At 67.8% G+C, this 23,235-nt stretch carries 22 protein-coding genes; 12 read left to right on the forward strand and 10 right to left on the reverse strand.

Annotation, left to right across the window (positions count from 1 at the left end; translation table 11 throughout):
• Window positions 1-15: 15 nt before the first annotated feature.
• Complete coding sequence (locus tag ACODSC_RS12375) at window positions 16-1,470, reverse strand: ActS/PrrB/RegB family redox-sensitive histidine kinase (RefSeq protein ID WP_488814255.1); 1,455 nt, start codon at window positions 1,468-1,470, stop codon at window positions 16-18.
• A 44-nt stretch (window positions 1,471-1,514) separates the two neighbouring features.
• Here ACODSC_RS12375 and ACODSC_RS12380 point away from each other — a divergent pair, with 44 nt between their 5' ends.
• The 3 genes from ACODSC_RS12380 to ACODSC_RS12390 all read left to right on the forward strand — a co-directional run bounded on the left by ACODSC_RS12380 (window position 1,515) and on the right by ACODSC_RS12390 (window position 4,181).
• Window positions 1,515-2,132 carry an SCO family protein gene (locus tag ACODSC_RS12380; protein WP_488814256.1) on the forward strand — a complete coding sequence of 206 codons (618 nt, stop codon included), beginning with the start codon at window positions 1,515-1,517 and terminating at the stop codon, window positions 2,130-2,132.
• Between the two features lie 80 nt (window positions 2,133-2,212).
• On the forward strand, window positions 2,213-3,493 hold the full coding sequence (locus ACODSC_RS12385; RefSeq protein ID WP_488814258.1) for a polyhydroxyalkanoate depolymerase: 1,281 nt from the start codon (window positions 2,213-2,215) through the stop codon (window positions 3,491-3,493).
• Complete coding sequence (locus ACODSC_RS12390; protein ID WP_488814259.1) at window positions 3,459-4,181, forward strand: M48 family metallopeptidase; 723 nt, start codon at window positions 3,459-3,461, stop codon at window positions 4,179-4,181. Before ACODSC_RS12385 ends, ACODSC_RS12390 begins: the two co-directional genes overlap by 35 nt.
• 46 nt (window positions 4,182-4,227) lie before the next feature.
• Here ACODSC_RS12390 and ACODSC_RS12395 read toward each other — a convergent pair whose 3' ends face one another.
• Window positions 4,228-6,324, reverse strand: coding sequence for a transglycosylase domain-containing protein (locus ACODSC_RS12395; protein WP_488814261.1), 2,097 nt, complete (start codon window positions 6,322-6,324; stop codon window positions 4,228-4,230).
• Between the two features lie 107 nt (window positions 6,325-6,431).
• On the reverse strand, window positions 6,432-7,376 hold the full coding sequence (locus ACODSC_RS12400; protein WP_488814262.1) for an alpha/beta fold hydrolase: 945 nt from the start codon (window positions 7,374-7,376) through the stop codon (window positions 6,432-6,434).
• A 90-nt stretch (window positions 7,377-7,466) separates the two neighbouring features.
• On the opposite strand from ACODSC_RS12400, the gene ACODSC_RS12405 reads away from it, so the two are divergent.
• Window positions 7,467-8,609, forward strand: coding sequence for an aromatic ring-hydroxylating oxygenase subunit alpha (locus ACODSC_RS12405; protein WP_488814264.1), 1,143 nt, complete (start codon window positions 7,467-7,469; stop codon window positions 8,607-8,609).
• A 155-nt stretch (window positions 8,610-8,764) separates the two neighbouring features.
• Here the strand turns inward: ACODSC_RS12405 and ACODSC_RS12410 are convergent, their stop codons facing one another.
• The gene (locus tag ACODSC_RS12410) at window positions 8,765-9,781 is read right to left on the reverse strand and encodes an adenosine kinase (protein ID WP_488814266.1); all 1,017 of its coding nucleotides are present in this window, start codon (window positions 9,779-9,781) and stop codon (window positions 8,765-8,767) included.
• Window positions 9,782-9,873: 92 nt separating this feature from the next.
• On the opposite strand from ACODSC_RS12410, the gene ACODSC_RS12415 reads away from it, so the two are divergent.
• Window positions 9,874-10,740 carry an ATP-grasp domain-containing protein gene (locus ACODSC_RS12415; protein ID WP_488814267.1) on the forward strand — a complete coding sequence of 289 codons (867 nt, stop codon included), beginning with the start codon at window positions 9,874-9,876 and terminating at the stop codon, window positions 10,738-10,740.
• Here the strand turns inward: ACODSC_RS12415 and ACODSC_RS12420 are convergent.
• On the reverse strand, window positions 10,737-12,209 hold the full coding sequence (locus ACODSC_RS12420) for a methyl-accepting chemotaxis protein (protein ID WP_488814269.1): 1,473 nt from the start codon (window positions 12,207-12,209) through the stop codon (window positions 10,737-10,739). The two genes, ACODSC_RS12415 and ACODSC_RS12420, sit on opposite strands and share 4 nt — an antisense overlap.
• 146 nt (window positions 12,210-12,355) lie before the next feature.
• Between ACODSC_RS12420 and ACODSC_RS12425 the strand changes: the two genes are divergently transcribed.
• Window positions 12,356-12,823 carry a MarR family winged helix-turn-helix transcriptional regulator gene (locus tag ACODSC_RS12425; RefSeq protein WP_488814270.1) on the forward strand — a complete coding sequence of 156 codons (468 nt, stop codon included), beginning with the start codon at window positions 12,356-12,358 and terminating at the stop codon, window positions 12,821-12,823.
• Between the two features lie 35 nt (window positions 12,824-12,858).
• Here ACODSC_RS12425 and nth read toward each other — a convergent pair whose 3' ends face one another.
• Together nth and ACODSC_RS12435 are read right to left on the reverse strand one after the other, a co-directional pair.
• Complete coding sequence (gene nth / locus ACODSC_RS12430; RefSeq protein ID WP_488814271.1) at window positions 12,859-13,614, reverse strand: endonuclease III; 756 nt, start codon at window positions 13,612-13,614, stop codon at window positions 12,859-12,861.
• Window positions 13,611-14,912: a flavin monoamine oxidase family protein gene (locus ACODSC_RS12435; RefSeq protein WP_488814272.1), complete on the reverse strand. Its 1,302-nt coding sequence runs from the start codon at window positions 14,910-14,912 to the stop codon at window positions 13,611-13,613. Before ACODSC_RS12435 ends, nth begins: the two co-directional genes overlap by 4 nt.
• A gap of 122 nt (window positions 14,913-15,034) precedes the next feature.
• Between ACODSC_RS12435 and ACODSC_RS12440 the strand changes: the two genes are divergently transcribed.
• The 5 genes from ACODSC_RS12440 to ACODSC_RS12460 all read left to right on the forward strand — a co-directional run bounded on the left by ACODSC_RS12440 (window position 15,035) and on the right by ACODSC_RS12460 (window position 19,649).
• Window positions 15,035-16,135: an HlyD family secretion protein gene (locus ACODSC_RS12440; RefSeq protein WP_488814273.1), complete on the forward strand. Its 1,101-nt coding sequence runs from the start codon at window positions 15,035-15,037 to the stop codon at window positions 16,133-16,135.
• Window positions 16,132-17,742 carry a DHA2 family efflux MFS transporter permease subunit gene (locus ACODSC_RS12445; RefSeq protein ID WP_488814274.1) on the forward strand — a complete coding sequence of 537 codons (1,611 nt, stop codon included), beginning with the start codon at window positions 16,132-16,134 and terminating at the stop codon, window positions 17,740-17,742. Before ACODSC_RS12440 ends, ACODSC_RS12445 begins: the two co-directional genes overlap by 4 nt.
• A complete protein-coding gene (locus tag ACODSC_RS12450) occupies window positions 17,742-18,347 on the forward strand; it encodes a TetR/AcrR family transcriptional regulator (protein ID WP_488814275.1) in 606 nt (201 codons plus the stop codon). Before ACODSC_RS12445 ends, ACODSC_RS12450 begins: the two co-directional genes overlap by 1 nt.
• Window positions 18,348-18,408: 61 nt before the next feature.
• A complete protein-coding gene (locus ACODSC_RS12455; RefSeq protein WP_488814276.1) occupies window positions 18,409-19,182 on the forward strand; it encodes a creatininase family protein in 774 nt (257 codons plus the stop codon).
• A 68-nt stretch (window positions 19,183-19,250) separates the two neighbouring features.
• Entirely contained in the window at window positions 19,251-19,649 is a 399-nt protein-coding gene (locus tag ACODSC_RS12460) for a phasin family protein (RefSeq protein ID WP_488814277.1), read from the forward strand.
• Between the two features lie 139 nt (window positions 19,650-19,788).
• Here ACODSC_RS12460 and ACODSC_RS12465 read toward each other — a convergent pair whose 3' ends face one another.
• The 3 genes from ACODSC_RS12465 to ftsY all read right to left on the reverse strand — a co-directional run bounded on the left by ACODSC_RS12465 (window position 19,789) and on the right by ftsY (window position 22,105).
• Window positions 19,789-20,403 (reverse strand): MarR family winged helix-turn-helix transcriptional regulator, encoded by a 615-nt coding sequence (locus ACODSC_RS12465; protein WP_488814278.1) that lies wholly within the window; start codon window positions 20,401-20,403, stop codon window positions 19,789-19,791.
• 102 nt (window positions 20,404-20,505) lie between these two features.
• Complete coding sequence (locus ACODSC_RS12470) at window positions 20,506-21,168, reverse strand: inner membrane-spanning protein YciB (RefSeq protein ID WP_488814279.1); 663 nt, start codon at window positions 21,166-21,168, stop codon at window positions 20,506-20,508.
• Window position 21,169: 1 nt separating this feature from the next.
• A complete protein-coding gene (gene ftsY / locus ACODSC_RS12475; protein WP_488814280.1) occupies window positions 21,170-22,105 on the reverse strand; it encodes a signal recognition particle-docking protein FtsY in 936 nt (311 codons plus the stop codon).
• A gap of 787 nt (window positions 22,106-22,892) precedes the next feature.
• Between ftsY and ACODSC_RS12480 the strand changes: the two genes are divergently transcribed.
• The gene (locus ACODSC_RS12480; RefSeq protein ID WP_488814281.1) at window positions 22,893-23,216 is read left to right on the forward strand and encodes a hypothetical protein; all 324 of its coding nucleotides are present in this window, start codon (window positions 22,893-22,895) and stop codon (window positions 23,214-23,216) included.
• The last annotated feature ends 19 nt before the right edge of the window (window positions 23,217-23,235 follow it).

Raw genomic sequence — 23,235 nt, forward strand, 5'->3', positions numbered from 1 at the left:
TAAGCCCCAAGCCCGTCATGTCGCCACTTCCAGCGCCGGACGCGCCCAGCGCACGGCCACGCGGGCCCCGCGCGACGCCCCTTTGGCCTCGGACTGCGCCAGGCCCTGGCCCACGCTGACCGAGCCGCCGGTGCGTTCCAGCAGGGTGCGGGCGATGAAGAAGCCCAGCCCCATGCCGCCCTGGCTGGGGGCGATGGGCGGCTCGACCGTGGGGCGACGTTTCGACGGGCGGGCGGCGGCGGCGATCTGGGCGGCCAGGGCCTGGCGCGCCTTGCCTTGGGGGCGGCTGGTCACATAGGGCTCGCCCAGACGGGGCAGGATGTCGCCGGCGAAGCCCGGCCCGTCGTCCAGGATCTCGATCTCGATCCAGCCGGCGTCCACCAGGGCCTGGACCCGCACCGTGGTATTGGCGAAGTCGGCGGCGTTCTCGACCAGGGTGGACAGGCCGTGCACCACCTCCGGCATCCGGCGCACGCGCGGCGCGGGCTGGCCCGGCGGCGTCTTGACCAGGACCTCGAACGCCAGGTCGAAGCCCCGGTGCGGCTCGACCACCTCTTCCAGCAGGGCCTTCAGGGAGACGTCGGCATAGAGGGCGTCATCGCCCTCGGGCTGTTGAGACAACTGGGTCAATATGCCCCGGCAGCGTTCGGCTTGTTGTAGGATCAGGGCGGCGTCCTCGGCCGCGTCGCTGTCGGGGGCCGAGGCGCGCTGAAGCTCCTTGGCCACGACCTGGATCGTGGCCAGCGGCGTGCCCAGCTCATGCGCCGCCGCCGCCGCCAATCCGCCCAGGGCCGCCAGCCGCTGCTCGCGTTGCAGCACGTCCTGGGTCGTGGCCAGGGCCAGTTCCAGCTTCTCGGCGTCGGCGGCGACGCGCCAGGCGTAGCCGGCGGTGAAGACCACCCCCGTCACCAGGGCCATGGCCATGCCCAGCCGATACAGCAGCGGCAGGGCGAAATGCTCATAGGGGCGCCAGGGCAAAGGTTCGGACCAGAAGAACAGCACCCCGACCGCGATCAGGGCCAGGCCGCCCAGCAGCAGGGCCTGGCGCGCCGGCAGGGCGGCCGCCGCGATCGTCACCGGGGCGACCAGCAGCAGGCAGAAGGGATTCTCCAGCCCGCCCGTCAGCCCCAGCAGCACGCCCAGCTGGAAGATGTCGAAGCCCAGGTGGATGGCCGTCTGGCGCCCGTCGGGCAGGCTGGCCTCCAGCCGCCGCACCCGCGCCATGGCGCCGACGTTGACCCCCGCGCTGACGGCGATGACGATCAGGCAGGACCAGAGCGGCAGGGGAAAATGCAGACCCTGCGACGCCGTCAGCACCGCGGCGCTCTGGCCCAGGATGGTCAACCAGCGCAGCACGATCAGGGTGCGCAGCGAGAACCCCCGGCCCCGGCGCGGCGCGTCGCCCCAGCCGTCCAGGGGCTCGGAAGACGAGACGCCTTGCGGCGCGATGCGGGCTTCTGTCGAGGTCACAGCCCCTCTATAGACCGCTCAAGTCCGTTTCGTGAGAGGTCGTCATGCCGCGTCGTTCCATCCTGCTGTTCGCCGGCGCCTGCATCGCCGTCGCCGCCGCCCTGGCCATCGTCACCGTGGTGGTGGTCGGCGGCCGCAGCCCGACGGGCGGCGAGATCGCCTCGACCGGCCAGCCGCTGGTGGGCGGCGACTTCACCCTGGTCAATCAGGACGGGCAGACCGTCGATCAGACCATGCTGAACGGCAAGTGGAGCCTGGTCTTCTTCGGCTTCACCTACTGCCCCGAGTTCTGCCCCACGACCCTGGCCGAACTGGCGGTGGTGCAACAGCGGCTGGGCGACAAGGCGGAGGATCTTCAGATCGTCTTCGTCAGCGTCGATCCCCAACGCGACACCCCCCAGGCGCTGAAGGACTATCTGTCGTCCGACGGCTTTCCCAAGGGGACCATCGGCCTGACGGGCACGCCGGAACAGGTGGCCACGGCCGCCAAGGCCTATCGCGCCTTCTACGAGAAGGTGGGCGAAGGCGAGAACTACACCATGAACCACTCCCTGACCGTCTATCTGATGGGGCCGGACGGGAAGTTCAGGACCGCCGTCGCCTATGGCATGGGGCCGGACAAGACGACCAAGATCATCGAACAGGCGATGGCGCGGGGCTGAAACCGCGCGATAATGCTTTTGCAGGGGTGACGCATTATATGTTGCCCTGCACAAACGGCGATGGGCCGTAACGGATCGTCATGCTCTACGCATTTCATGAACTCGCCTACCAGTCGGCCTTGCCGTTCCGGATCGGCGCCCAGATGGCCCGCCAGTTCTGGACCTCCCCCTTCAATCCGGCGGCGGACACCGCGATCGGGCGCACGGCCTACGCCTCGGCCGAACTGTTCGAAAGCGTCACGCGGCGTTACGGCAAGCCGGACTGGAAGCTGGAAACGGTCGATGTCGGCGGCAAGACCGTGCGCACCACCGAACAGGTGATCTGGCAGAGCCCCTGGTGCCGCCTGGTCCGGTTCGCCCGCAACATCGGCGACCTGAAGCGCGCGGGCAAACCCGTCGCCGCGCCCGCCGTCCTGATCGTGGCCCCGCTGTCGGGCCACTACGCCACCCTGCTGCGCGGCACGGTCGAGGCCTTCCTTCAGGACCACGACGTCTATGTCACGGACTGGATCAACGCCCGCCAGGTTCCGGTGCTGGAGGGTCGGTTCGACTTCTTCGACTATATCGACCACGTCCGCATGATGCTGGCCGAGATCGGCGGCCGCGCCCATGTCGTCGGCGTGTGCCAGCCCGGCCCGCCTGTGTTGGCCGCCGGCGCGATCATGGCCGAGGACGGCGACGAGAACCGGCCCCTGTCCATGACCTTCATGGGTTCGCCCATCGACGCGCGCCTTTCGCCGACGGTGACCAATCAACTGGCGGAGGAAAAGCCCTTCACCTGGTTCCGATCGAACATGATCCACACCGTCCCCCTGCCCTATGCGGGCTTCGGAAGGCAGGTCTATCCGGGCTTCGTCCAGCTCTACAGCTTCATGTCGATGAACGAGGCGCGCCACCGCGACGCCCACTGGGACTATTTCAACAGCCTGATCGACGGCGACGGCGACGGGGTCGAAAAGCACGAGGAATTCTACGACGAGTATCTGTCGGTGCTGGACCTGACCGAGGAGTTCTATCTCCAGACCATCGACATCGTCTTCCAGCAGCATCTGCTGCCGCGCGGCCTGCTGGAGCACCGGGGCCGCAAGGTCGATCTGTCCAGGATCACCGACATCGGCCTGATGACGGTCGAGGGCGAGAAGGACGACATCTCCGGCGTGGGCCAGACGCAAGCCGCGCACGGCCTGTGCCCCAATATTCCCGACGACCGGCGAGTGCTCTACGTCCAGCCCAGCGTCGGCCACTACGGCGTCTTCAACGGCCGTCGTTTCCGCGAGGAAATCTATCCGCGCGTGCGCGACTTCATCGCCCAGAACGAGGCCCTCGGTGGCGTATCGCAACGGTCAGCGGCTGCCGCTTGACGAAAGCGGGGCCAGCTCCGGCCCCACGCTCAGACTGTCCGTCAATCCGCGCGCCCGGCGGCTGTCGGTGCGGATCGACGCGCGCGCGGGCGAGGCCGTGGTCATTGCGCCCAGCGAGCGCGGCCTGGCCCAGGCCGTCGCCTTCGCCCGCTCCAAGTCCGTCTGGATCTCCGAACGGCTGGCGGTGCGGCCCAAGGGGCGCCCGCTGGAACCGGGACAGGTCATCTCGCTGCGCGGCAGGCCTGTGCGGCTGGAGGCGGTGTCCGGCGCGGGCGCCGCGCGCCTGGTCGAGGATGGGACCGTCATCCGCTCGGGCGGCGAGGGCGAGGCCTACGCCCGCAGGATCGAGAACCTGCTGAAGCGCGAGGCGCGCGACACCCTGCTGGAACGCACCGACATCCACCTGCGGACGCTGGGACAGCCCCCGGTGAAGATGTCGATCGCCGACACCCGGTCGCGCTGGGGCTCATGCAGCCCGCACAACCGCACCATCCGCTATTCCTGGCGCGTCATCATGGCCCCGCCGCCGGTCATCGACTATCTGGCCGCCCACGAGGTCGCCCACCTGGTCCACGCCGACCACAGCCCCGCCTACTGGTCCGTCGTCGAGCGGCTGGTGGGGGATCACAAGCCGTGGCGCAAATGGCTGAAGGACTACGGCGGGGCGCTGCACGCCGTGGGGCGGTGATCCGTGACGGCTTCCTCCCCACGCTGTGGGGAGGAGACGGGTATGATCAGAAGAACAGCGGATCAGATCGGCGTTCCGGCGGCGCCCGACCTTCCGGCTGCTGGTCCGGGGTGTCGCGCGGCGCGGGCTGGGGCGACATGGGCCGGACGATCTGCGGTCTCGGCGACGGCTGCGGCGCCGCCACGCCCGGCTGTTCCACATAGGGTTCGCCCAGCAGAGGATCGACGGGTTCGACCGGCAGGCCGTCCTGGCCCAGACCCGACATCAGGTCGCCGACAGGGTCGGGCGCGGTCCAGCCTTCGGGCATCGGCGGGCCGTTGGGGATGTCGGGGGCGTTCAGTCGCGGAAGGGCGGCGGACATGAAGCCCTTCCAGATGGCGGCGGGCGACGAGCTTCCGGTGACGCCGCGCATGGCGGTGTTGTCGTCCTTGCCCACCCAGACGGCGGTGACGAAGCCGCCGGTGTAGCCGACGAACCAAGCGTCCTTGTAGTCCGAGGTCGTGCCCGACTTGCCCGCCAGATCGCGCCCGGAAATGGCCGCGCCGCGCCCCGTGCCCGAGGTCATCACGCCCCGCAGCACCTGATTCATGTAATAGAGCGGCGGATTGTTGATCGCCTGGCCGCTCTGGCCGCTCTGGCGCTGATAGATCACCCGGCCCTGCGGGGTGCGGATGCGGCTGATGCCATAGGCGTCCACCCGGCGCCCGCCGTTGGCGAAGGCGTCATAGGCGGTGGCCATCTCCAGCGGCGACACCTCGACGGCGCCCAGGGCCATGGCCGGCTCCAGCCCTATCCGGCTCTCGATCCCCAGCCGCCGCGCCGCGCGCGCCACGCTGTCGCGCCCGATCTGGTCGGCGATCGAGACGGCGACGGTGTTCGTCGACTGGGCCACCGCCTGGGCGACGGTCATATTGCCTCTGAAGGTCCCGGAATAGTTCCGGGGCGACCAGTTGCCGATGGTGATCGGTTGATCGACCACCGGCGTCTGGGGCGTATAGCCCGCCTCCATGGCCGCCAGATAGACGAAGGGCTTGAACGCCGAACCCGCCTGGCGACGCGCATCGACGGCGCGGTTGAACTGGCTGTCGGCGTAAGAGCCGCCGCCGATCATGGCGCGCACCCGGCCGTCGCCGTCCAGCGCCACCAGGGCGGCCTGTTGCACGCCCTTGGAGCCGTCGCGGTCCAGAATACGGCGCACGGCGCGCTCGGCGTCGGTCTGGATCGTCAGGTCCAGGGTGGTCTCGACCACCATGTCCTCGGTCGGTTCGCCGACCAGGCCGCGGATCGACTTGTCCAGCCAGTCGATGAAATACTGGGCGTGCTGGGTCGCCAGGGTGCGCGAGACGATGACCGGCTGGGTCACGGCCTGTTCGCGCTGGGCGGCGGTGATGACGCCGGCCTCTTCCATCTCGTTCAGGACGACGGTGGCGCGGGCGGCGGCGCGTTCGCTCTCGGACACGGGCGAATAGCGCGACGGGGCCTTCAGCAGGCCCGCCAGAAGCGCGGCCTCGCCCACGGTCAGGTTCTTGGCCGACTTGTCGAAATAGCGTTGCGACGCCGCCTCGATCCCATAGGCGCCGGCGCCGAAATAGACCCGGTTCAGGTACAGGGCCAGGATTTCCTGCTTGGAGAATTTCATCTCCAGCCAGACCGCCAGCATCAGCTCCTGCACCTTGCGGCGCATGTTCTGGTCGGGCGTCAGGAACAGGTTCTTGGCCAGCTGCTGCGTCAGGGTCGAGCCGCCCTGCACCACCCGTCCGGCGCGCATGTTGGTCATCATGGCGCGGGCCATGCCGATGGGGTCGAAGCCGGGGTGGTGATAGAATCGCCGGTCCTCGATGGCGATGAAGGCCGCCGGAACATAGTCCGGCAGGGTGGCCAGATCGGCGGGCGGCGCCATCTGCGTCCCCCGCGTCGCGATCAGCGCCCCGCTGCGATCCAGATAGGTGATCGAGGGCTGGCGATCGACCTGATACAGGCTGGAGGTGTCCGGCAAGCCGCGCGCGAACACGGCGAAGAAGACGACCAGGAAGATCACCCCCCACACCGCCAGAACGGCGCTCCAGTAGAGCAGCCTTTGCCAGGCCGACCGGCGAGGCCTGCCCTGCGCCTGTTGTCCGCCCCCGTTGCCTGGACCCGCCATGACTATCCTTCAGATGCCGCGCTCAGGCGGGTGTTAGCGCCACGGGTATGTATCCCGTATGAACCGCCGCCGAAACGGCTCCGCCAGCATCACGCCAGCGTGATCGGCTATTTCGCCGAAAGAAAGGCGTCCAGCTCGCCGTAGAAGGCCTGGGGCTGGTCGAACATGATGAAGTGGGCGCTGTCGTCGATCTGCTTCAGCGTCACCCCCGGCAGTGTGGCGAACGAGGCCTGGTAGATCGCGTCAGTGATCTGGGGCGTCATGCGCGCATCGTTGAACTTGACGTACAGCACCTCGGTCGGGGCGGTGATCTTCGACAGTTCGGGCCGCAGGTCCGTGGTGATCAGTTCGCGGAAGGCGGCGGCCGAGACCTTCTGGTCGCTGCCGCGCATGTCCTCCAGCGCCTCGGCGCGGCGGCTTTCGGTGTTGATCATGCCGTTGATGGCGGTCGTGGCCTGGGCGACATAGGCGTCGCGAACGCTGCCTGACTGGGCGGCCCAGATCTGGTCGGCGACGGGGGTCACGCTTTCGGCGGTGGCGCCCGGCGCGCCGAACATCGCCCCCATGAAGGGCACCATGTCCACGACCATCAACTTGCCGACGCTGTCGGGATGGCGCGCCGCCAGCATCATGCCGATGGTCCCGCCCATCGAATGGCCGACCACGACCGGCTTGTTCAGCCCCTGCTCGCGGATATAGCGGGCGATCTCCTCGGCGACCGGCGCCGCGACCGGGCTGGGCGTCGCGCCCTGGGCGTTGCCCTCGGCAGGCGCTCCGGCGAACCCCTGAACATGGATGCGGTGGACGCGGTACCCGGCGCCTAGATGATCCACCGTCCCCTGCCAGATTTCGGGCGAGGAGCTGAGGCCGGGAATCAGGATGACGTCGCGCCCCTCTCCGTCCACCCGCACGTGCAGCCGGTCAGAGACGAAATCGGCGTGGTGATGGCCATGGTCCGCATGACCGTCCTGGGCCCGCGCCTCGCCGAAGCCGGCCAGATTGGCGAACAGACCGAGGGCGGCGATTACGCCGGTCAGGATTTGCGCGTTCATCAATGTCTCATCCCATAGGTTTTCACGATCGGTAGCGCGCCCGCGCTCGTGGGCCAAGACTTCCCGAAAAGCCTTGGCTAAACTGGGGCCATGACGCCGCCCGACGCAGCCGCCTCCGCAAGCCCCCTAGACGCGCCACAGGCCAAGGCGCCGCCGACCGCCTCCGGCCCCGCCAAGTTCGGGAGTGGGTTCGTCGCCGACGCCTGGTATTTCGCCGCCCTGGGCCGCGACGTCGCCGTCGCCAGCCTGAAACGCTACGAGATCATGGGCGAGCCCATCCTGATCGGCCGGACCCGCGCGGGCGTCGTCTATGCAATGCGCGACATCTGTCCCCACCGCGCCGCGCCCCTGTCGGCGGGCAAGCTGGTGGAGAAGCCCGGCGAGGGCGAGACGGTCGAATGCCCCTATCATGGCTGGCGTTTCCGCACCGACGGGGTCTGCGCCGCCATTCCGTCCCTGGTCGAGGATCAGGCGTTCGAGGCCGACCGCATCCGCGTGCGGTCCTATCCGGTGCGCGAGAGCCAGGGGATGGTCTTCATCTGGATGGCGTCGGACGCCCGCAATCCGATGGCGCCGGACCATGAACCGCCGGTCTTTCCCGGCGTCGTGGGGGGGCAGGCCAAACTGGTCGAGACGATGGATTTCGACAGCCATATCGACCACGCCGTCGTCGGCCTGATGGACCCCGCCCACGGCCCCTATGTCCACCAGCAATGGTGGTGGCGGTCCGAACATTCGATGCACGAAAAGGCCAAGGCCTTCGCCCCCGTGGACTTCGGCTGGGCTATGGTGCGGCATGCGCCGTCGTCCAACAGCCGCCTCTACAAGATCCTGGGCGGCGCGCCGGCGACCGAAATCACCTTCCGCCTGCCCGGCTTCCGCTGGGAGCATATCCAGGTCGGCGAGAAGCAGGTGTTGGCCCTGACCTGTTTGACGCCGATCACCGACACCAAGACGCGGATCACCCAGATCTTCTGGTCCGACCACTGGGTCTTCGACCTGGCCAAACCCTTCCTGCGCATGGGGGTGGTCGCCTTCCTGAAACAGGACGGCGGCATGGTGAATCTGCAGAACGAGGGCCTGCGGTACGACCCCGCCCTGATCTGGATCGACGACGCCGATAGGCAGGCGAAATGGTATCAGCAACTGAAGCGCGAGTGGGCCAAGAGCCGCGCCGAGGGACGGCCGTTCGTCAACCCGATCCAGCCGACGACGCTGAGGTGGAAGAGCTGAAGCCTCTCCCTTCTCCCCTTGGGGGAGAAGGTGGCCGAGCGTAGCGAGGTCGGATGAGGGGGCTGGTTCCGCAGCCCGGCTCTCACCATCACGAGGCGGATAGATACCTCATCCGAGGCCTTCGGCTCCACCTCCTCCCCCAAGGGGAGAAGGTGTTAAATATTCAACCCGTGCTCCCCGGCCAGATCGACCAGCTTGACCATCGGGCGCGGGCCCCAGTGGGCGATGACTTCGGAGGCGGCCAGCGAGCCCAGCTTGCCGGCCTCTTCCAGGGTCAGGCCACGCGCGACGCCCAGCAGGAAGCCGGCGGCGTACTGGTCGCCGGCGCCGGTGGTGTCGACCACCTTGGCGACCGGATAGGCGGCGACGACGACGCGCTGTTCGCCCTTGATCACGACCGAGCCGTGTTCGCCGCGCGTGACGGCGGCGATCTCGACGATGGCGGCCAGTTTGGCGGCGGCGGCGTCGAAGTCGTCGGTTTCGAACAGGGCGCCCAGTTCGGCCTCGTTGGCCAGGACGATGTCTGCGGACTGGGTGATGAAGTCCAGCAGCTCGGCGCGCCAGCGGGCGACGACGAAGGTGTCCGACAGGGTGATGGCGACCTTGCGTCCCGCCTTGTGCGCGGCGGCGGCGGCGCGCTCGAAGGCGGCCCGGGCGGGCGCGGGGTCGAACAGATAGCCTTCCAGATAGACGATCTCGCTGGAGGCGATCAGGGCCTCGTCGATGTCGTCGGCGTACAGCTGGTTGGCGGCGCCCAGGAAGGTGGCCATGGTGCGCGCCCCGTCCGAGAGGACGTTGATCAAGCAGCGGCCGGTGCCGAAGCCGCGCTCGGCGCCGCCCGTCAGGACCGGGGTGTCGAAGTGGACGCCGGCGGCGCGAATGTCGTGGCTGAACACCTCGCCCAGCGTATCGTCGGCGACCTTGCCGATATAGGCCGCGCGACCGCCGAACGAGCCGATGCCCGCCACGGTGTTGCCGGCCGATCCGCCCGAGGCCTCGACCCCCGGCGCCATGGCGTCATACAGGGCGGCGCTGCGTTCGGCGTCGACCAACTGCATGGAGTTGGGGGCCAGGTCCTGGGCCGTCAGGAAGGTGGCGTCGCAGGGGCTGAGCACGTCGACGATGGCGTTGCCGACAGCGCAGACGTCGTATTGGGCGGTGTTCTGGGTCATGGTCGCGCCTTAGCGGTTGCAGGCCCGGACGTCACCCGAAAACATATAAGGAAGCCCTTATATGCGTCGGCGGGTTGCGATAGGCAGGCGTCATGACCCAGATCGCCGTCCTGACCCCCGATCCCGCCGACAAAACCTATGTCAGCCGCTGGCCCAGCGTGCTGGAGCGGCTGAAGGCGACGCTGGAAAGCGTCGGCGCGACCGTCGTCCCGACGCCCTGGACCGATCATGTCGAGGACGCCTTGGGCCTTGCGGGCCACGACCTGATCCTGCCGGTCATCACCTGGGGCTATCATCGCGACCATGCCCGCTGGCTGAAAGCCTGCGCGACTTGGACTGCCGCCGGGCTGCCGGTCGCCAATCCGGCCTCCGTGCTGGGCTGGAACTCGGACAAGACCTATCTGGCCCGCCTGGCGAACAAGGGCGTGCCCATCCCCCCGACCCGCTGGAGCGACGGCGTGACCCAGGCTCAGGTGGCCGCCGCCTTCGCCGAGACCGGCACGCCGGTTCTGATCGTCAAGCCGACCGTCTCGGCCGGGGCGTTTCGCACCCTGCGCCTGACGCCGGGCGAAGTTCTGACCGATGCGCCGGAGGGCGCGGCGATGATCCAGCCTTATCTGAAATCCATCGAGACCGAGGGCGAGACCTCGTTACTGTTCTTCGGCGGCCGGTTCAGCCATGCGGTCAACAAACGGCCCGTGCCCGGCGACTTCCGCATCCAGATGCAGTTCGGCGGCCTCTATACGACCTTGACGCCGGACGACGACGCCATGGCCCTGGCGCAGCAGGTGCTGGCCGCCATCGACGAGCCGCTGCTGTACGCCCGCATCGACCTGGCGCGCGACGACGCCGGGGCCTGGGTGCTGATGGAGGCCGAACTGATCGAGCCCGACTTCTATCTGGACCACGACCCGGCGAACGGCGCCGGCTTCGCCCGCGCCGTTCAGGACCGGATCTAGAAGCTTTCCCAGTCGCCGCCTGCGCCGCCGACGACCAGGCGCGGTTTGGCGGGCGCGGTCCTGGCGAAGGCCTCGATACGGGTTTGGGCCTGGCGGATCGGCGCCGGCGCCGCGCCCTCGCTGACCTGGAACCGGCCCACGAGCTGCGCCATGTCGGCCGCCTCGCGGTTCAGGTTCAGACTGGCGGCGGTCGATTCCTCGACCATCGCCGCATTCTGCTGGGTGACCTGGTCCATCTCGTTGACGGCCGTATTGACCTCGGCCAGGGCCAGGGCCTGCTCCTGGGCCGAGGCGCGGATTTCGCCCGTCAGATGGGTGATCTCATTGACCCGCTCGGCGATGGCCGCCAGGGCCTCGCCGGATTCGCGCACCAGGGTGACGCCCGCCTTGACCTGGCCGCCGCTGGTGGAGATCAGAGCCTTGATCTCGCGCGCCGAGTCCGCGGACCGCTGGGCCAGGGCCCGGACCTCGGAGGCCACCACCGCAAAGCCGCGACCGGCGTCGCCGGCTCGGGCCGCCTCCACGCCGGCGTTCAGCGCAAGGAGATTGGTCTGGAAGGCGATCTCATCGATGACGCCGATGATCTGGCTGATCTGGTCCGACGATTTTTCGATCTCGCCCATTGCCATGACCGCGCGTTGCACGACGCCGCCGCCGGCCTCGGCCTGACGTCGGGTCTGGCTGACGACGGCGTCGGCGGCCTGGGCGTTCTCGGCCGACTTGCGGACCGTGGCGGTGATCTGGTCCAGGGCGGCGGCGGTCTCCTCCAGGGTGGCGGCCTGCCGTTCGGTGCGGCGCGACAGGTCCTCGGCCGCGCTGCTGATCTCGCCAGCGCCGGACTGGATCGCCCCCGCATTGTTGCGAATGACGCCGACGGCCTCATCAAGAGCGGTCATGGCGCGGTTGAAGTCCTCGCGCAGGATCGCATAGTCGCCGGGGAAGGCCTCGGTAATGCGATAGGCGAGATCCCCGGCGGCGAGCGCCGACAGTCCCTGACCCGTGGCCCTGACGACGAGGGCCTGAACGGCGGCGGAGGCCTGATCCGCCTCGATGCGGCGCTCCCGCTCGGCCTCGACCTCGGTCACGTCCGTGGCGAACTTGATCACCTTGTAGGGCTTTCCGTCGGCGCCGAAGATCGGATTGTAGCTGGCCTCGATCACCGCCCGGGCGCCGCCCTTGCCGTAGCGGACGAACTTGCCGGCGATGAACTCGCCGCTGTTCAGCCGGCGCCACAGATCGGCGTAGTCGGGCAAAGCCGCTTCGGCGGGATCCATGAAGATGCGGTGGTGGCGCCCTTGAACCTCTTCCAGTTCGTACCCCACGACAGCCAGGAAATTCGCATTGGCGGTGATGACGGTCCCATCCAGCTCGAACTCGATCACCGCCTGGACGCGCCGAAGGGCGACGGCCATTTCACGCAGTTCCTGAAGTTCTTCCCGCTCGCGGCGTCTTTGGCTGCTGCCGAACATCTACACGTCCTTCTGAACAAGATCGTCGGCAGTAGGGGTATGTACCTAACAAATGATTATATCATTGTTTCTATATTTTTTCCGTTCGACGGAACCAATTGCTGCGGCTGTTTTTGACCAGAACGCAGCCTGGTTTAAAGAGACCCATGGATCCGAACTCATCAGCTGCGGAACGTATTCCCGATCTCGAGATCGACGCGCAGCTGTGTCTGGCGCTGCAGACGACCAGCAGTCTGGTGACGCGTCTGTATCGGCGACTGCTGGACCCCCTGGGTCTGACCCACCCTCAGTATCTCATCCTTCTCGCCCTGTGGGAGACCGAGGGCCCCGCCACCATGGGCGAGATCGGCCGACGCACCCATATGGAGACGGGCGCCCTGACCCCTCAGGTCAAGAAAATGGAGGCGGCCGGACTGCTGGAACGTCAGCGGGACGAAAGGGACGAACGCAAGGTCTGGGTCCAGCCTACCGCTGCGGCCTGGGGCCTGCGGGGACAGGTTCGGGACGTCCGCCGCGAGGTGGTGAATCGCCTGCCGATTTCCGAGCCGCAGATCGGCCAGTTGCGCGATCTGCTTCAGAAGATGATCGCCGATCTGGAAGCCAGCGAGAGCTGAGCGAGGCGACGACGGCTTGCCGCCGCTCACGGTCCTTAGCGCGCCTCGCCCAAAGCCATCAGCCCCGCCCGCGAGGGACACAGGTCGGCGATGACGCAGGCGAGGCATTTGGGCTTTCGCGCCGTGCAGGTGTAGCGGCCGTGCAAGATCAGCCAGTGGTGCGCCTTGGGCAGCCACTGCTCCGGCACGACCTTGAACAGTTGGGCCTCCACCTTGTCCGGCGTCGCGGCGTTGGCCAGGCCCAGCCGGTGCGAGACGCGAAAGACATGGGTGTCCACGGCGATGGCGGCCTCGATCCCCAGTTCGTTCAGCACCACCGAGGCCGTCTTTCGCCCGACGCCGGGCAGGGCCTGAAGATCGGCGCGGTTCAGCGGAACCTCGCCCCCATGTTGCTCTAGCACGATCCGGCTGAGCGCGATCACATTGCGCGCCTTGCCTCGATAAAGGCCGATGGAGGCGATGTATGGGACCAACCCCTCCTCGCCCAGGGCCAGCATCTTCTGCGGCGTGTCCGCGACCTGGAACAGCCGATCGGTCGCCTTGTTGACCGACACGTCCGTCGCCTGGGCCGACAGGGCGACCGCCACGACCAGGGTGAAGGGGTTGGAGAAGTTCAGCTCGGTCTTCGGCTCGGGCATGACACCGGACAGACGCTCGAAGATGGTCTCGACCCGATCCTCGTCGGGCGGCCAGCGCAGCACGGGAACAGACGCGCCGGTCATGACCGCCGGGCGTTTCGGACCGGGTGTCTTCGCCTTGGCGGCGGGTTTTCGGGCCTTGGTCGGCTTCATGCCTCGCTGTCGCCGTCGCCGCGACGGGCGTCAAGACCCAGGGCCGTCAGCGCCGCATCCGCCGCCCGCTCGCCCTCCATCCACGCCCCGTGCGCCGTGCCGTAATAGACGGGCGCGGTCGCCTCGCCCGCCAGGAAGATGCGGTCCTCGACCGAGATCCGCAGCTTCGCCCGATCCGCCCCATGCCCCGGCAGCGCGTGCGAATAGGCGCCCCGCGACCAGGGATCGACACCCCAGCTCGTCACCGCCACGGCCTCCAGCCGCCGACGCAGCCCCGATCCTAGCGCGGCGACCAGTTCGGACAGGGCGAAGTCGAACAGGGCGGCCGGGCCTTGCGCCTCCAGCCCCCAGGCCAGGTCGGCGCCGAAATAGGCCTCGATCATCGGCCGCCCGAACGGCCGCAGATGATAGCCGCCGGTGTCGGCCGTGTCGGTGCGGGTCCACAGCTGGGTATCGGGCTGGAAGTCGCCGGCGCCGCGCACCGTCATATGCACCTTGGACGCCAGGCCGAGCGGCACGCCCGCCGTCGCCTCCAGCAGGGCCGGAACGGGCGGGTCTATGCGGACCGCTTCGCTGGAGATCAAGCTGTTGGGCACGGTCAGGATCACGATCCGTGCTGTCAGTTCGCCCCTGCTGGTTTCCAGCCGCAGCAGAGGGCCGGAGCGGTCGATCTTGAGAACGGCGCAGTCCAGCACCGTGATCGGCGACACGGCTTCCGACAGACGGGCGATCAACCGGCCATAGCCCTGTCGCACCCGCCAGTTCACCCCCGTGTCGCCGTAGGCGTCGTAATCCAGGCTGGAGACCTCGGCGAACCGGGCGCCGTTCAGGGCGCCCGAGATGGCGTCCATGCGCGGGTTCCAGCGGCAGTCGGGATCGAAGAAGTCGGAGGCCGGCCGGTCTTCCCCCCGCCCCGCCGCCTCGGTGACGCGCTGGTCGAAGGTGGCGAAAGCCTCGCCGAAGTCGGCCTGGTCGGCGGGCGTCATCTCGTGATCGAAGGCCTGAGTCCGCCATGGGGGCGGGGTCTGGTCCAGCGTCAGCCCCTCGGCCTCGACCCGTTCCGCCAGCACATTGTCGTCGGCCGAGTGCAGCCAGCCGCAGCCCATGTCCAGACCTTCGCCCTCGGCCCTGACCGTCCACGCCCGGCCGCCGACCCGCTCACGCGCCTCCAAAATCAGGACGGACAGGCCGGGCCGCATCAGACGCCGCGCCGCCGCGATCCCTGCGGCGCCTGCGCCGATCACGACGATATCGACCTGGGACAGGAGCGGATTCGAGGCCTTGGCGCGGGCGTTCATGCGGCGAGGACATACACGAAAACGAGTCGTGATCGGCATTCGCACGATTGGTCATTGATTTTTGGACGCGCGTGTCCATTTTAGCGCCGCTTCAAAACGCCGCACCCTCCCCCGGATGTCCCATGTCGCCTGAACTGAAGAAACGTCTGCCGCTGTTCGCCGCAGTCATCGTCGGCCTCCTGCTTATCGCAGGCGGCGTCGTCTGGTGGATCAACGGCCAGCGGTGGGAGAGCACCGACAACGCCTTTGTCCAGGCCGACACCACCCTGGTCAGTCCCCAGCTGTCGGGGCGCGTGACCGAGGTTCTGGTCGGCGACAACCAGCGGGTCGAGGCTGGTCAGATCCTGGTCAAGCTGGACGATTCCGACCAGAAGGCGGAACTGGCGCGGGCCGAGGCCAATCTGCAGGCCGCCGTCGCCGCCGTCGGCAATGTCGACGCCCAGGCCAATCAGGAGCAGGCCGCCATCGCCGCCCGCGCCGCCGCCGTGACCCAGGCCCACGCACAGGCGGGCCTGGCCAAGGCCGAAGTCGATCGTTACGGCAAGCTGGCCGAACAGGGCTGGGTTTCGCAACAGCGCATCCAGACCGAACGCGCCTCGGCCGCCACCGCCAACGCCAGCGTGCAACAGGCCCAGGCCGCCCTGGTCGCCGAACAGCGCACCGCCGGCGTGCTGGGCTCCACCCGCGAACAGAGCGTCGCCGCCGTCGAACAGGCCCGCGCCCTGGTGGACACCGCCCGCATCGCGCTGGAGCGCACCGTCATCCGCGCGCCCGTCGCCGGCGTCGTCGGGGCCCGCAGCGTGCGCGCCGGACAGTACGTCAACGCCGGGACCCAGCTGCTGTCGATCGTGCCGCTGACCAACACCTATGTCGTCGCCAACTTCAAGGAGACGCAGCTGGACAAGATGCGCCTGGGCCAGACGGTCGAGATTTCGGCCGACGCCTTCCCCGGCCGCAAGATCCAGGGCCGCATCGACAGTTTCGCCCCCGCCACCGGATCCGAGTTCGCCCTGATCCCGGTCGAGAACGCCACCGGCAACTTCACCAAGATCACCCAGCGGGTGCCGGTTCGGATCGTGGTCGACGGCGACGACGGCGGTCTGATGCTGCGTCCCGGACTGTCGGTCGACGTCAAGGTCGATCTGAAAAGCGACGGCGGCCAGAGCTTCGCCGACGCCGCCATCGGCGCGCAGACGGCTTCGAACGTGGCGTCACGTCCGTGACCACCGCCAACCCCGCCGCAGACGGCGGGGTCCCTTCGGCCTCGAAGGGGCCCGTCGCCGGCCATCCCGAAATCAACTGGACCATGCTGCTGCTCGGTTTCGCCGGGATGGTGGTGGGACAGTTCATGGCCATTCTGGACATCCAGATCGTGGCCGCCTCGCTGCCCCAGATCCAGGCCGGAGTCGGCGCCTCGGCCGACGAGATCAGCTGGATCCAGACCGCCTATCTGATTCCCGAGGTGGTGATGATCCCGCTGTCGGGCTTCCTGTCGCGGCTGTGGGGCACCCAGCGGCTGTTCCTGGCCTCGTGCGCCGGCTTCGTGCTGATGAGCATCGCCACGGGCCTGTCGTCCTCGATCGAGACCATGATCCTGTTCCGCGCCATCCAGGGCTTCGTCGGCGGGGCCATGATCCCGACCGTCTTCGCCGTGGCCTTCACGGCCTTCCCGCCGGACAAGCGGGTCACGGCCAGCGTGGTCATGGGCCTGATCGTCACCCTGGCGCCCACGGTCGGCCCGACCCTGGGCGGACACCTGACCGAGTGGCTGAGCTGGCGCTGGCTGTTCTTCATCAACGTCGCGCCGGGCCTGCTGGTGCTGTTCCTGGTCGGTCGATACGGCAATTTCGACAAGGGCGATCCGTCCTTGGCCAAGGGTTTCGACTGGTGGGGTCTGGGTCTGATGGCCGCCTTCCTGATGAGCATGCAGTTCGTGCTGGAGGAAGGAGCCAAGAACGACTGGTTCGACGACGCCCACATCCTGCTGCTGACGGTGGTGGCGGCCGTCACCGGCCCGATCTTCGTCTGGCGTTCGCTGAGCTATCGCCAGCCGATCGTGGAGCTGAGAGCCTTCACCAACCGCAACTTCCTGGTCGGGGTCGTCATGACCTTCACCGTCGGTTTCGCCCTGTTCGGCGGCACCTTCCTGCTGCCGCTGTTCCTGGGCCGGGTCCGGGAGTATTCGGCGGCCGAGGTCGGCACCACCATGGTCGTCTCCGGCCTGGCCATGTTCGCCACCGCCCCCTTCGCCGGGCGGTTGGTGCGCAAGATCGACGCCCGCATCCTGATGTTCGGCGGCTTCATGCTGTGCGCCTGGGGCATGTGGGAGGCACGGCTGGTCACGGACGACTGGGGCTTTTGGCAATTCGCCTCGGTCCAGGCCTTCCGCGGGGTCGGCGTCATGATGGCCATGATCGCCTCGCAGCAGGTGACGATGGCCACCCTGCCGCCGCACATGGTCAAGAACGCCTCGGGCCTGGTGAACCTGTCGAGAAACGTGGGCGGCGCCTTCGGCCTGGCGATCCTGAACACGGGCCTCACCACCAACACGGCCGTCCACATGGGCGAACTGACCAGCGGCATCAACCAGGGCGATCAGGCCATGCGGCAGATGATGGGCGGCATGGCCCAGCGGTTCGCGGGCTCCATCGACCCGGCGGCCTCGGCTATGAAGGCGATCTACGGCCTGCTGCAGAAACAGGCCACGACCATGGCCTTCGGCGACGCCTTCGCCCTGCTGGGCATCATGTGCGCGCTGGCGGCCTTCGTGACCCTGCTGGCCCAGCCGGTGAAGACGCCGGCCAATGCGCCGCCTTCGGACGCCCACTGATGGCGCGCCGTCGCGGACAGGTGGACGAGAAGAAGAGCGAGGCGATCCTCGACGCCGCCGCCACCCTGTTCGCCGACAAGGGGTTGCAAGCCAAGATGGACGAGATCGCCCGGCTGGCGGGCGTGTCGAAACAGACGGTCTACAACCGCTTCGCCTCCAAGCTGGAGATCGCCCAGGCCCTGGCCAACAAGCGGGTGGACGACATCGTCGCTCCCCTGCGCGGCGAGGGCGAGCCCCAGGCGGTGCTGGAATCCCTGGCCCGGACCCTGCTGGACAAGGTGTGCGGCGTCGACAAGGTCGGTTCCCTGCGCGGCGTCGCCCTGGTCTCGGTCGAGGCGCCCGAGATCGCCCGCGCGATCTACGAGGCCGGCCCCCGCCGAAGCCTGAAGGCGGTATCCGCCTGGCTGGCCGACCAGACGCGGCAGGGACGGCTGGACGTCGCCGATCCGGATGAGGCGGCCGAAATGTTCGCCGGTCTGGTGCTGGGCCACAGCCACCTGCGCGCCATGCTGGACGTGCCGCAACTGGCGCCCGAGGTCCGCGCCGTGCGGGCGCGCGAGGCCGCCCGCATCTTCGTCGCCGCCCACGCCCCGAAGACTTCCTGATTACACCGGCGTTCAAGGCGCGCTAGAAGCAGCCTACGTTCCGTAGCCTGAAAGTTCCGCCATGCTGATCCACCTGTCGTCCTGGCCCGAGATCGACGCCCGGCTGAACGACGGCGGTCCGCTGTCGAAGACCGTTGTGGTCCCCATCGGCTCCAACGAGCAGCACGGGCCGACGGGTCTTCTGGGCACCGACTGGCTATGTCCCGAGATCATCGCCCATGCGGCCGAGAAGACCGACGGCGGACTGATCGTGGCCCCCACCTTCAACATCGGCATGGCCCAGCACCATCTGGCCTTCGCCGGCACCATCAGCTTGCGGCCCTCGACCTTCATGGCCGCCATCACCGACTGGGTGTCGTCGCTGAGCCGACACGGCTTCGAGCGGATCTATTTCCTGAACGGCCACGGCGGCAATGTCGCCACCATCGAGGCGACCATCTCCGAAATCTATGCGGAGTGGAGCTTCGTCGAGGAGCAGCCGCCGTTCGTCCTGAAGCTGAAGAACTGGTGGGACCTGGCCGGAGTGCATGGCCTGTGCAATCGGCTGTTCCCCACGGGGCACGGCATGCACGCCACACCCTCCGAGATCGCCGTGACCCAGGCCGCATATCCCGACAGGATCAAGACGGCCGACTATTCGCCGCAGATCGCGCCCAGCGGGCCGATCCGCGACGCCCTGGACTATCGCGCCCGCTTCCCCGACGGCCGCATCGGATCGGACCCGGCCCAGGCCAGCCCCGAGAAGGGCCAGCAGATCATCGACGCGGCGATCCCCGCCCTGTTGAGCGACGTCGAAGCCTTCGCGGCCGAGACGCACGCCGGAGATAGTCACTGACCCGCAAGACCCCCACGGCCGCCAGCGCGGCCCGCGTCGGCGCCGAGCTTCTGGCCGCCTCCGCCGAGGTGATCGCCGCCCGCACCAGCCTGATGGCCCATGGCCTGACCAGCGCCAAGGGCCAGGACATGGCGGAGCTGTCGCTTATGAGTTCGGAGAAGACCGCAGCCATGGCCGCATCGGCCGACGCGGTGGCCCTGAACGCCGGGGCCATCGGCCAGCGGATGGGACGCGCGGCGATGGACGAAGGGGCGCGGGCGCTGAAGGCCGCCGCCGCAATGAGCCAGGCCCAAACCCCGGCCCAGGCGGTCGAAGCCCAGTTCAGCTATGCGATGGGCTGGTGGAGCCGGGCGGCGACGCAGGCGATGACGCTGAACGGCGAACTGCTGAAGGCCCAGGCCGAGGCCATGGCCCCCATCCACAAGACCGCGACGGCCAATGCGAAACGGCTACGAAAGACGCGGTAGCCTTCGTTTGTCTTCGTCATCCTAGCCCTTGTGGCTAGGATCCAGACCCCCGGTATTTCCGCAGTTTTTCCTCGGCTCCCGACCACCGGGAGTCTGGATCCCAGGGACAAGCCCTGGGATGACGATAGGAACTCCGGTCCTAAGCCGTTTCGACGACCTTCAGTTTGGGCCGTTTGGCCTTGGCGGGCTTGAGCGGGCGCACCGACTTGCGGGCGGCCTTCTCGGCCTTCTTGGCTTCCTTCTCGGCCATCTTCAGCGCTTTCTTGGCGGCCTTGGCCTGGGCCTTGGCGGCGTCGGGCGCGGCGTCGGCGGCGGCGGCCAGTTCGGCCAGCTGCGTCAGGAAGGTCTCGCGCTGGCCCTTGGGCAGCAGGCCCATGATCCGCTTGTCCGCCGCCTCGACCAGCGGACGGGCGGCCTCAAGCCGGGCAGCCCCCTCGGACGACAAACGCACCGCCTTGGCCCGCGCATCCAGGGTCGAGCGTTCGCGCTCCAGCAAGCCCTTGGCGGTCATGCGGGTGACAAGGTCGGCCAGGGTCGAGCGGTCGATGCCGGTCATGCGGACCAGTTCGGTCTGGGTCAGCCCCGCCTTCATCGAAGCGGCCTCCAGCACGGCGAACTGGCGTTGGGTCAGGCCGTTGGGGCCGGTCTCCTCGGCGTAGATGTCCAGCGACAGCTGAAGCGCCCGGTGCATCAGGTGGCTGGGCGACGTCGCCAGCGGCCCGACCTTCTTCGCCGCTTTTCCGGCCTTCACCATCGACCCGCTCCCCTTTGGTTTCGTCCGAACACGTATCAGCTCTGCTTTACGGTTTGACGGGAAAAGCACGTCGGTTCCGTGACAGTTCCGTCTGCGGACGCCCTACAGGCCGGGATCGGGCGAGATCGGGCCCGGCTCCTCGTCCTTGATCATGTTCTTCATGATCAGCGGCACCTGCGACAGGCCGAAGATCGAGGCGGCGATCCACAGAACGCCCCGGAAGCCGGTCCAGACGTCGTTCGGATTGGGCGTTCCCCGACCCAGGGCGTGCCAGATCGCGGTCACGGCCTCGGGGCTGCGGAACACCTCGTTCAGGAGGGCGACGGCGAGGAAATACAGGCCGTAGCGCAGGGTCAGGGTCCGCCAGGCGGCGTCGTTGACCCGGATCGCCGAGCCCAGCAGCGCCTTGAACGGATATTTCTTCAGCGGGATCGACCCCAGCAGGACCACGGCCAGCAGGCCGTTCTGCACCGTCAGCTTCAGTTTGATGAACAGGTCGTCGTGGGTGAAGATGGTCAGCAGGCCGAACACCAGGGCGAACAGGCCGGTGATCAGCGGCAGGGGCGCGAACCGCCGCTCGACCGCGAACCCGACCGCCAGGGCCACGGCAGAGGCGCCCACCAGCACCCAGGTGGCCAGGATCATGTCGCGGGTGGTGAAATAGGTGATCATGAAGGCGGCCAGGGCGCCGAAGTCGACGACCTGGCGGATCCACTGGCGGTTCTTCGTGGGTTCCTGCGGCGCGGATACGGGTTCGGGGGTCATGTCAGTCTTCCAGTCCCACCAGAGAGCGGGAGAAGGCGCGGGCGTCGAACGGTTGCAGGTCCTCGACGCTCTCGCCCACGCCGATCAGCATCAGGGGGGCGTCGGACGCCTGGGCCACAGGCACCAGCACCCCGCCGCGCGCGGTGCCGTCCAGCTTGGTCATGACGATGCCGGTGACGAAGGCGGTGCGGCCGAAGATCTGTTCCTGGGCCAGGGCGTTGCGACCCACGGTGGCGTCCAGCACCAGAAGCGTGTCGTGCGGGGCGTCCGGGTCGATCTTCTTCAGCACCCGCACGATCTTGAGCAGTTCGTCCATCAGGGCGGACTTGTTCTGAAGCCGGCCGGCGGTGTCGATCAGCACGACGTCGAACCCTTCGGCCTTGGCCTTGGTATAGGCGTCGAAGGCCAGGCCGGCGGCGTCGGCGCCGTCGCGGCGGCTCTCGAAATGGGCGCCGGCGCGTTCGGACCAGACCTTGAGCTGTTCGCGGGCGGCGGCGCGGAAGGTGTCGCCGGCGACGATCATCACCTTGGCGCCCTTGCCCGTCAGGTCAGCGGCGATCTTGCCCAGGGTCGTGGTCTTGCCCGAACCGTTCACCCCGACGAACAGGACGACATAGGGTTTGGGCCCGGACAAAGGATCGAAGGTCGCCTGGCGCGGCGACAGTTCGGCGGCGACGGCCTCGGCCAGCGCCTCCTTGACCTCATGCTCCTGGGCGTCCTTGCCGAACTTCAGCGAACGGAAGCGTTCGACGATGCGGGCGGAGGCGGCAGGGCCGAGGTCGCTTTCGAGCAGATGCTCTTCCAGCTGCTCCAGCGACGCCTCGGACAGGGGTTCCTTGACGAAGGTTGCGACGACCTGGTCGGTCATCTGTTTGGAGGAGCGCGAGAGCCCCGCGGACAGGCGCTGGAACCAGCCCTTTTTCGGCGTGTCGGTCATGGGATGGCTTTAGCCGGGGCGAAGGCGGACGTCATCCGCATTCGCGGATCGGTCGGTTGGACCGCGCGGGAGATTTCAGACTCCGGCGGCGAAAAATGAGTCTCAATCGTCTGAAATCCGCCCCTTGCGTTCGACCGCTGCTGAATCGCCGCATTGTAAGGCGCCGGAGATCGAGGAGGGCGGATGGGGCCGATAAAACGACAGGGCGTTGAAATTCTTGCAGTTCAACCAGCGTCATTGCGCTGGATGGAGCGACATCGTCCCTTTCGTCGCTCTCCAGCACGTCGCGCCCTGGGACACAGACCTCGGCCAAAGCCATCTGCCGCACCACGCGCGTCATACGCGACCATCGACATGTGAAAGTCCGCGTCCACTCGCTGAACTTCGCGGCTTCGATTTAAGGGGCGCCCCACCAAGGTCCGGTTTCGGCAATGACGCCAACTTCGCAAGGCGACCCATTGCGGACCTTCGATCCATTGCCGACAGTGCTACTGAAACGGAGGCGTGTGATGGATGATCGAGAGCGTGCGCGCTGGGGCGGGCCTTTAAAAAGAGCAGGTTTCTACGCTGCTTTGCTTGCTATGCTTGTCGTGGCTGTCGTGGGGCTTCTCAGAGGCATCGGATGACGACGCCCGCCTGCTTTCCAACCTTGGCGGACTATTGCGACGACCACTTTTCGGCCTGGAAGCCAACGTCCGATTTCGGCGGCAAAGCCCAAGCCTGAAATCGGACCATAGCGGACGGCGAAGAGCGAGCTTAGGATTCGGCTATGCGATCCCGTAGCGACATGCAGACCTACCGAATCCTTCTCCGTGGCGAAGGTATTGATAGGCTGGGGGGATGGGTCGGCTTCTTCACCACCCGTCAGGTCACCGCGCGTTCCAAAGCGGCGGCGGAAACAGAAGCTGTCGAAACCGTTTTATCTCGCTGGTTGCATGAGGGGACGGACGTGCTGACAGATGTGCACTATGTCTCGTCAATCGCTACCCAACAGGTGCGTCTGTCATGGTTCAGACGTCCTCGCGGGGGCTTCGCCTTCTTCAACAATGATTGTGATGCTGAGGCGGCCGCTGAACGGATCGAGCGCCGAGCGGCGGGACTCCTTTCGTAAAAGCGAAGGCCCGCCTTCC

Source organism: Brevundimonas sp. FG128, from assembly GCF_057809775.1.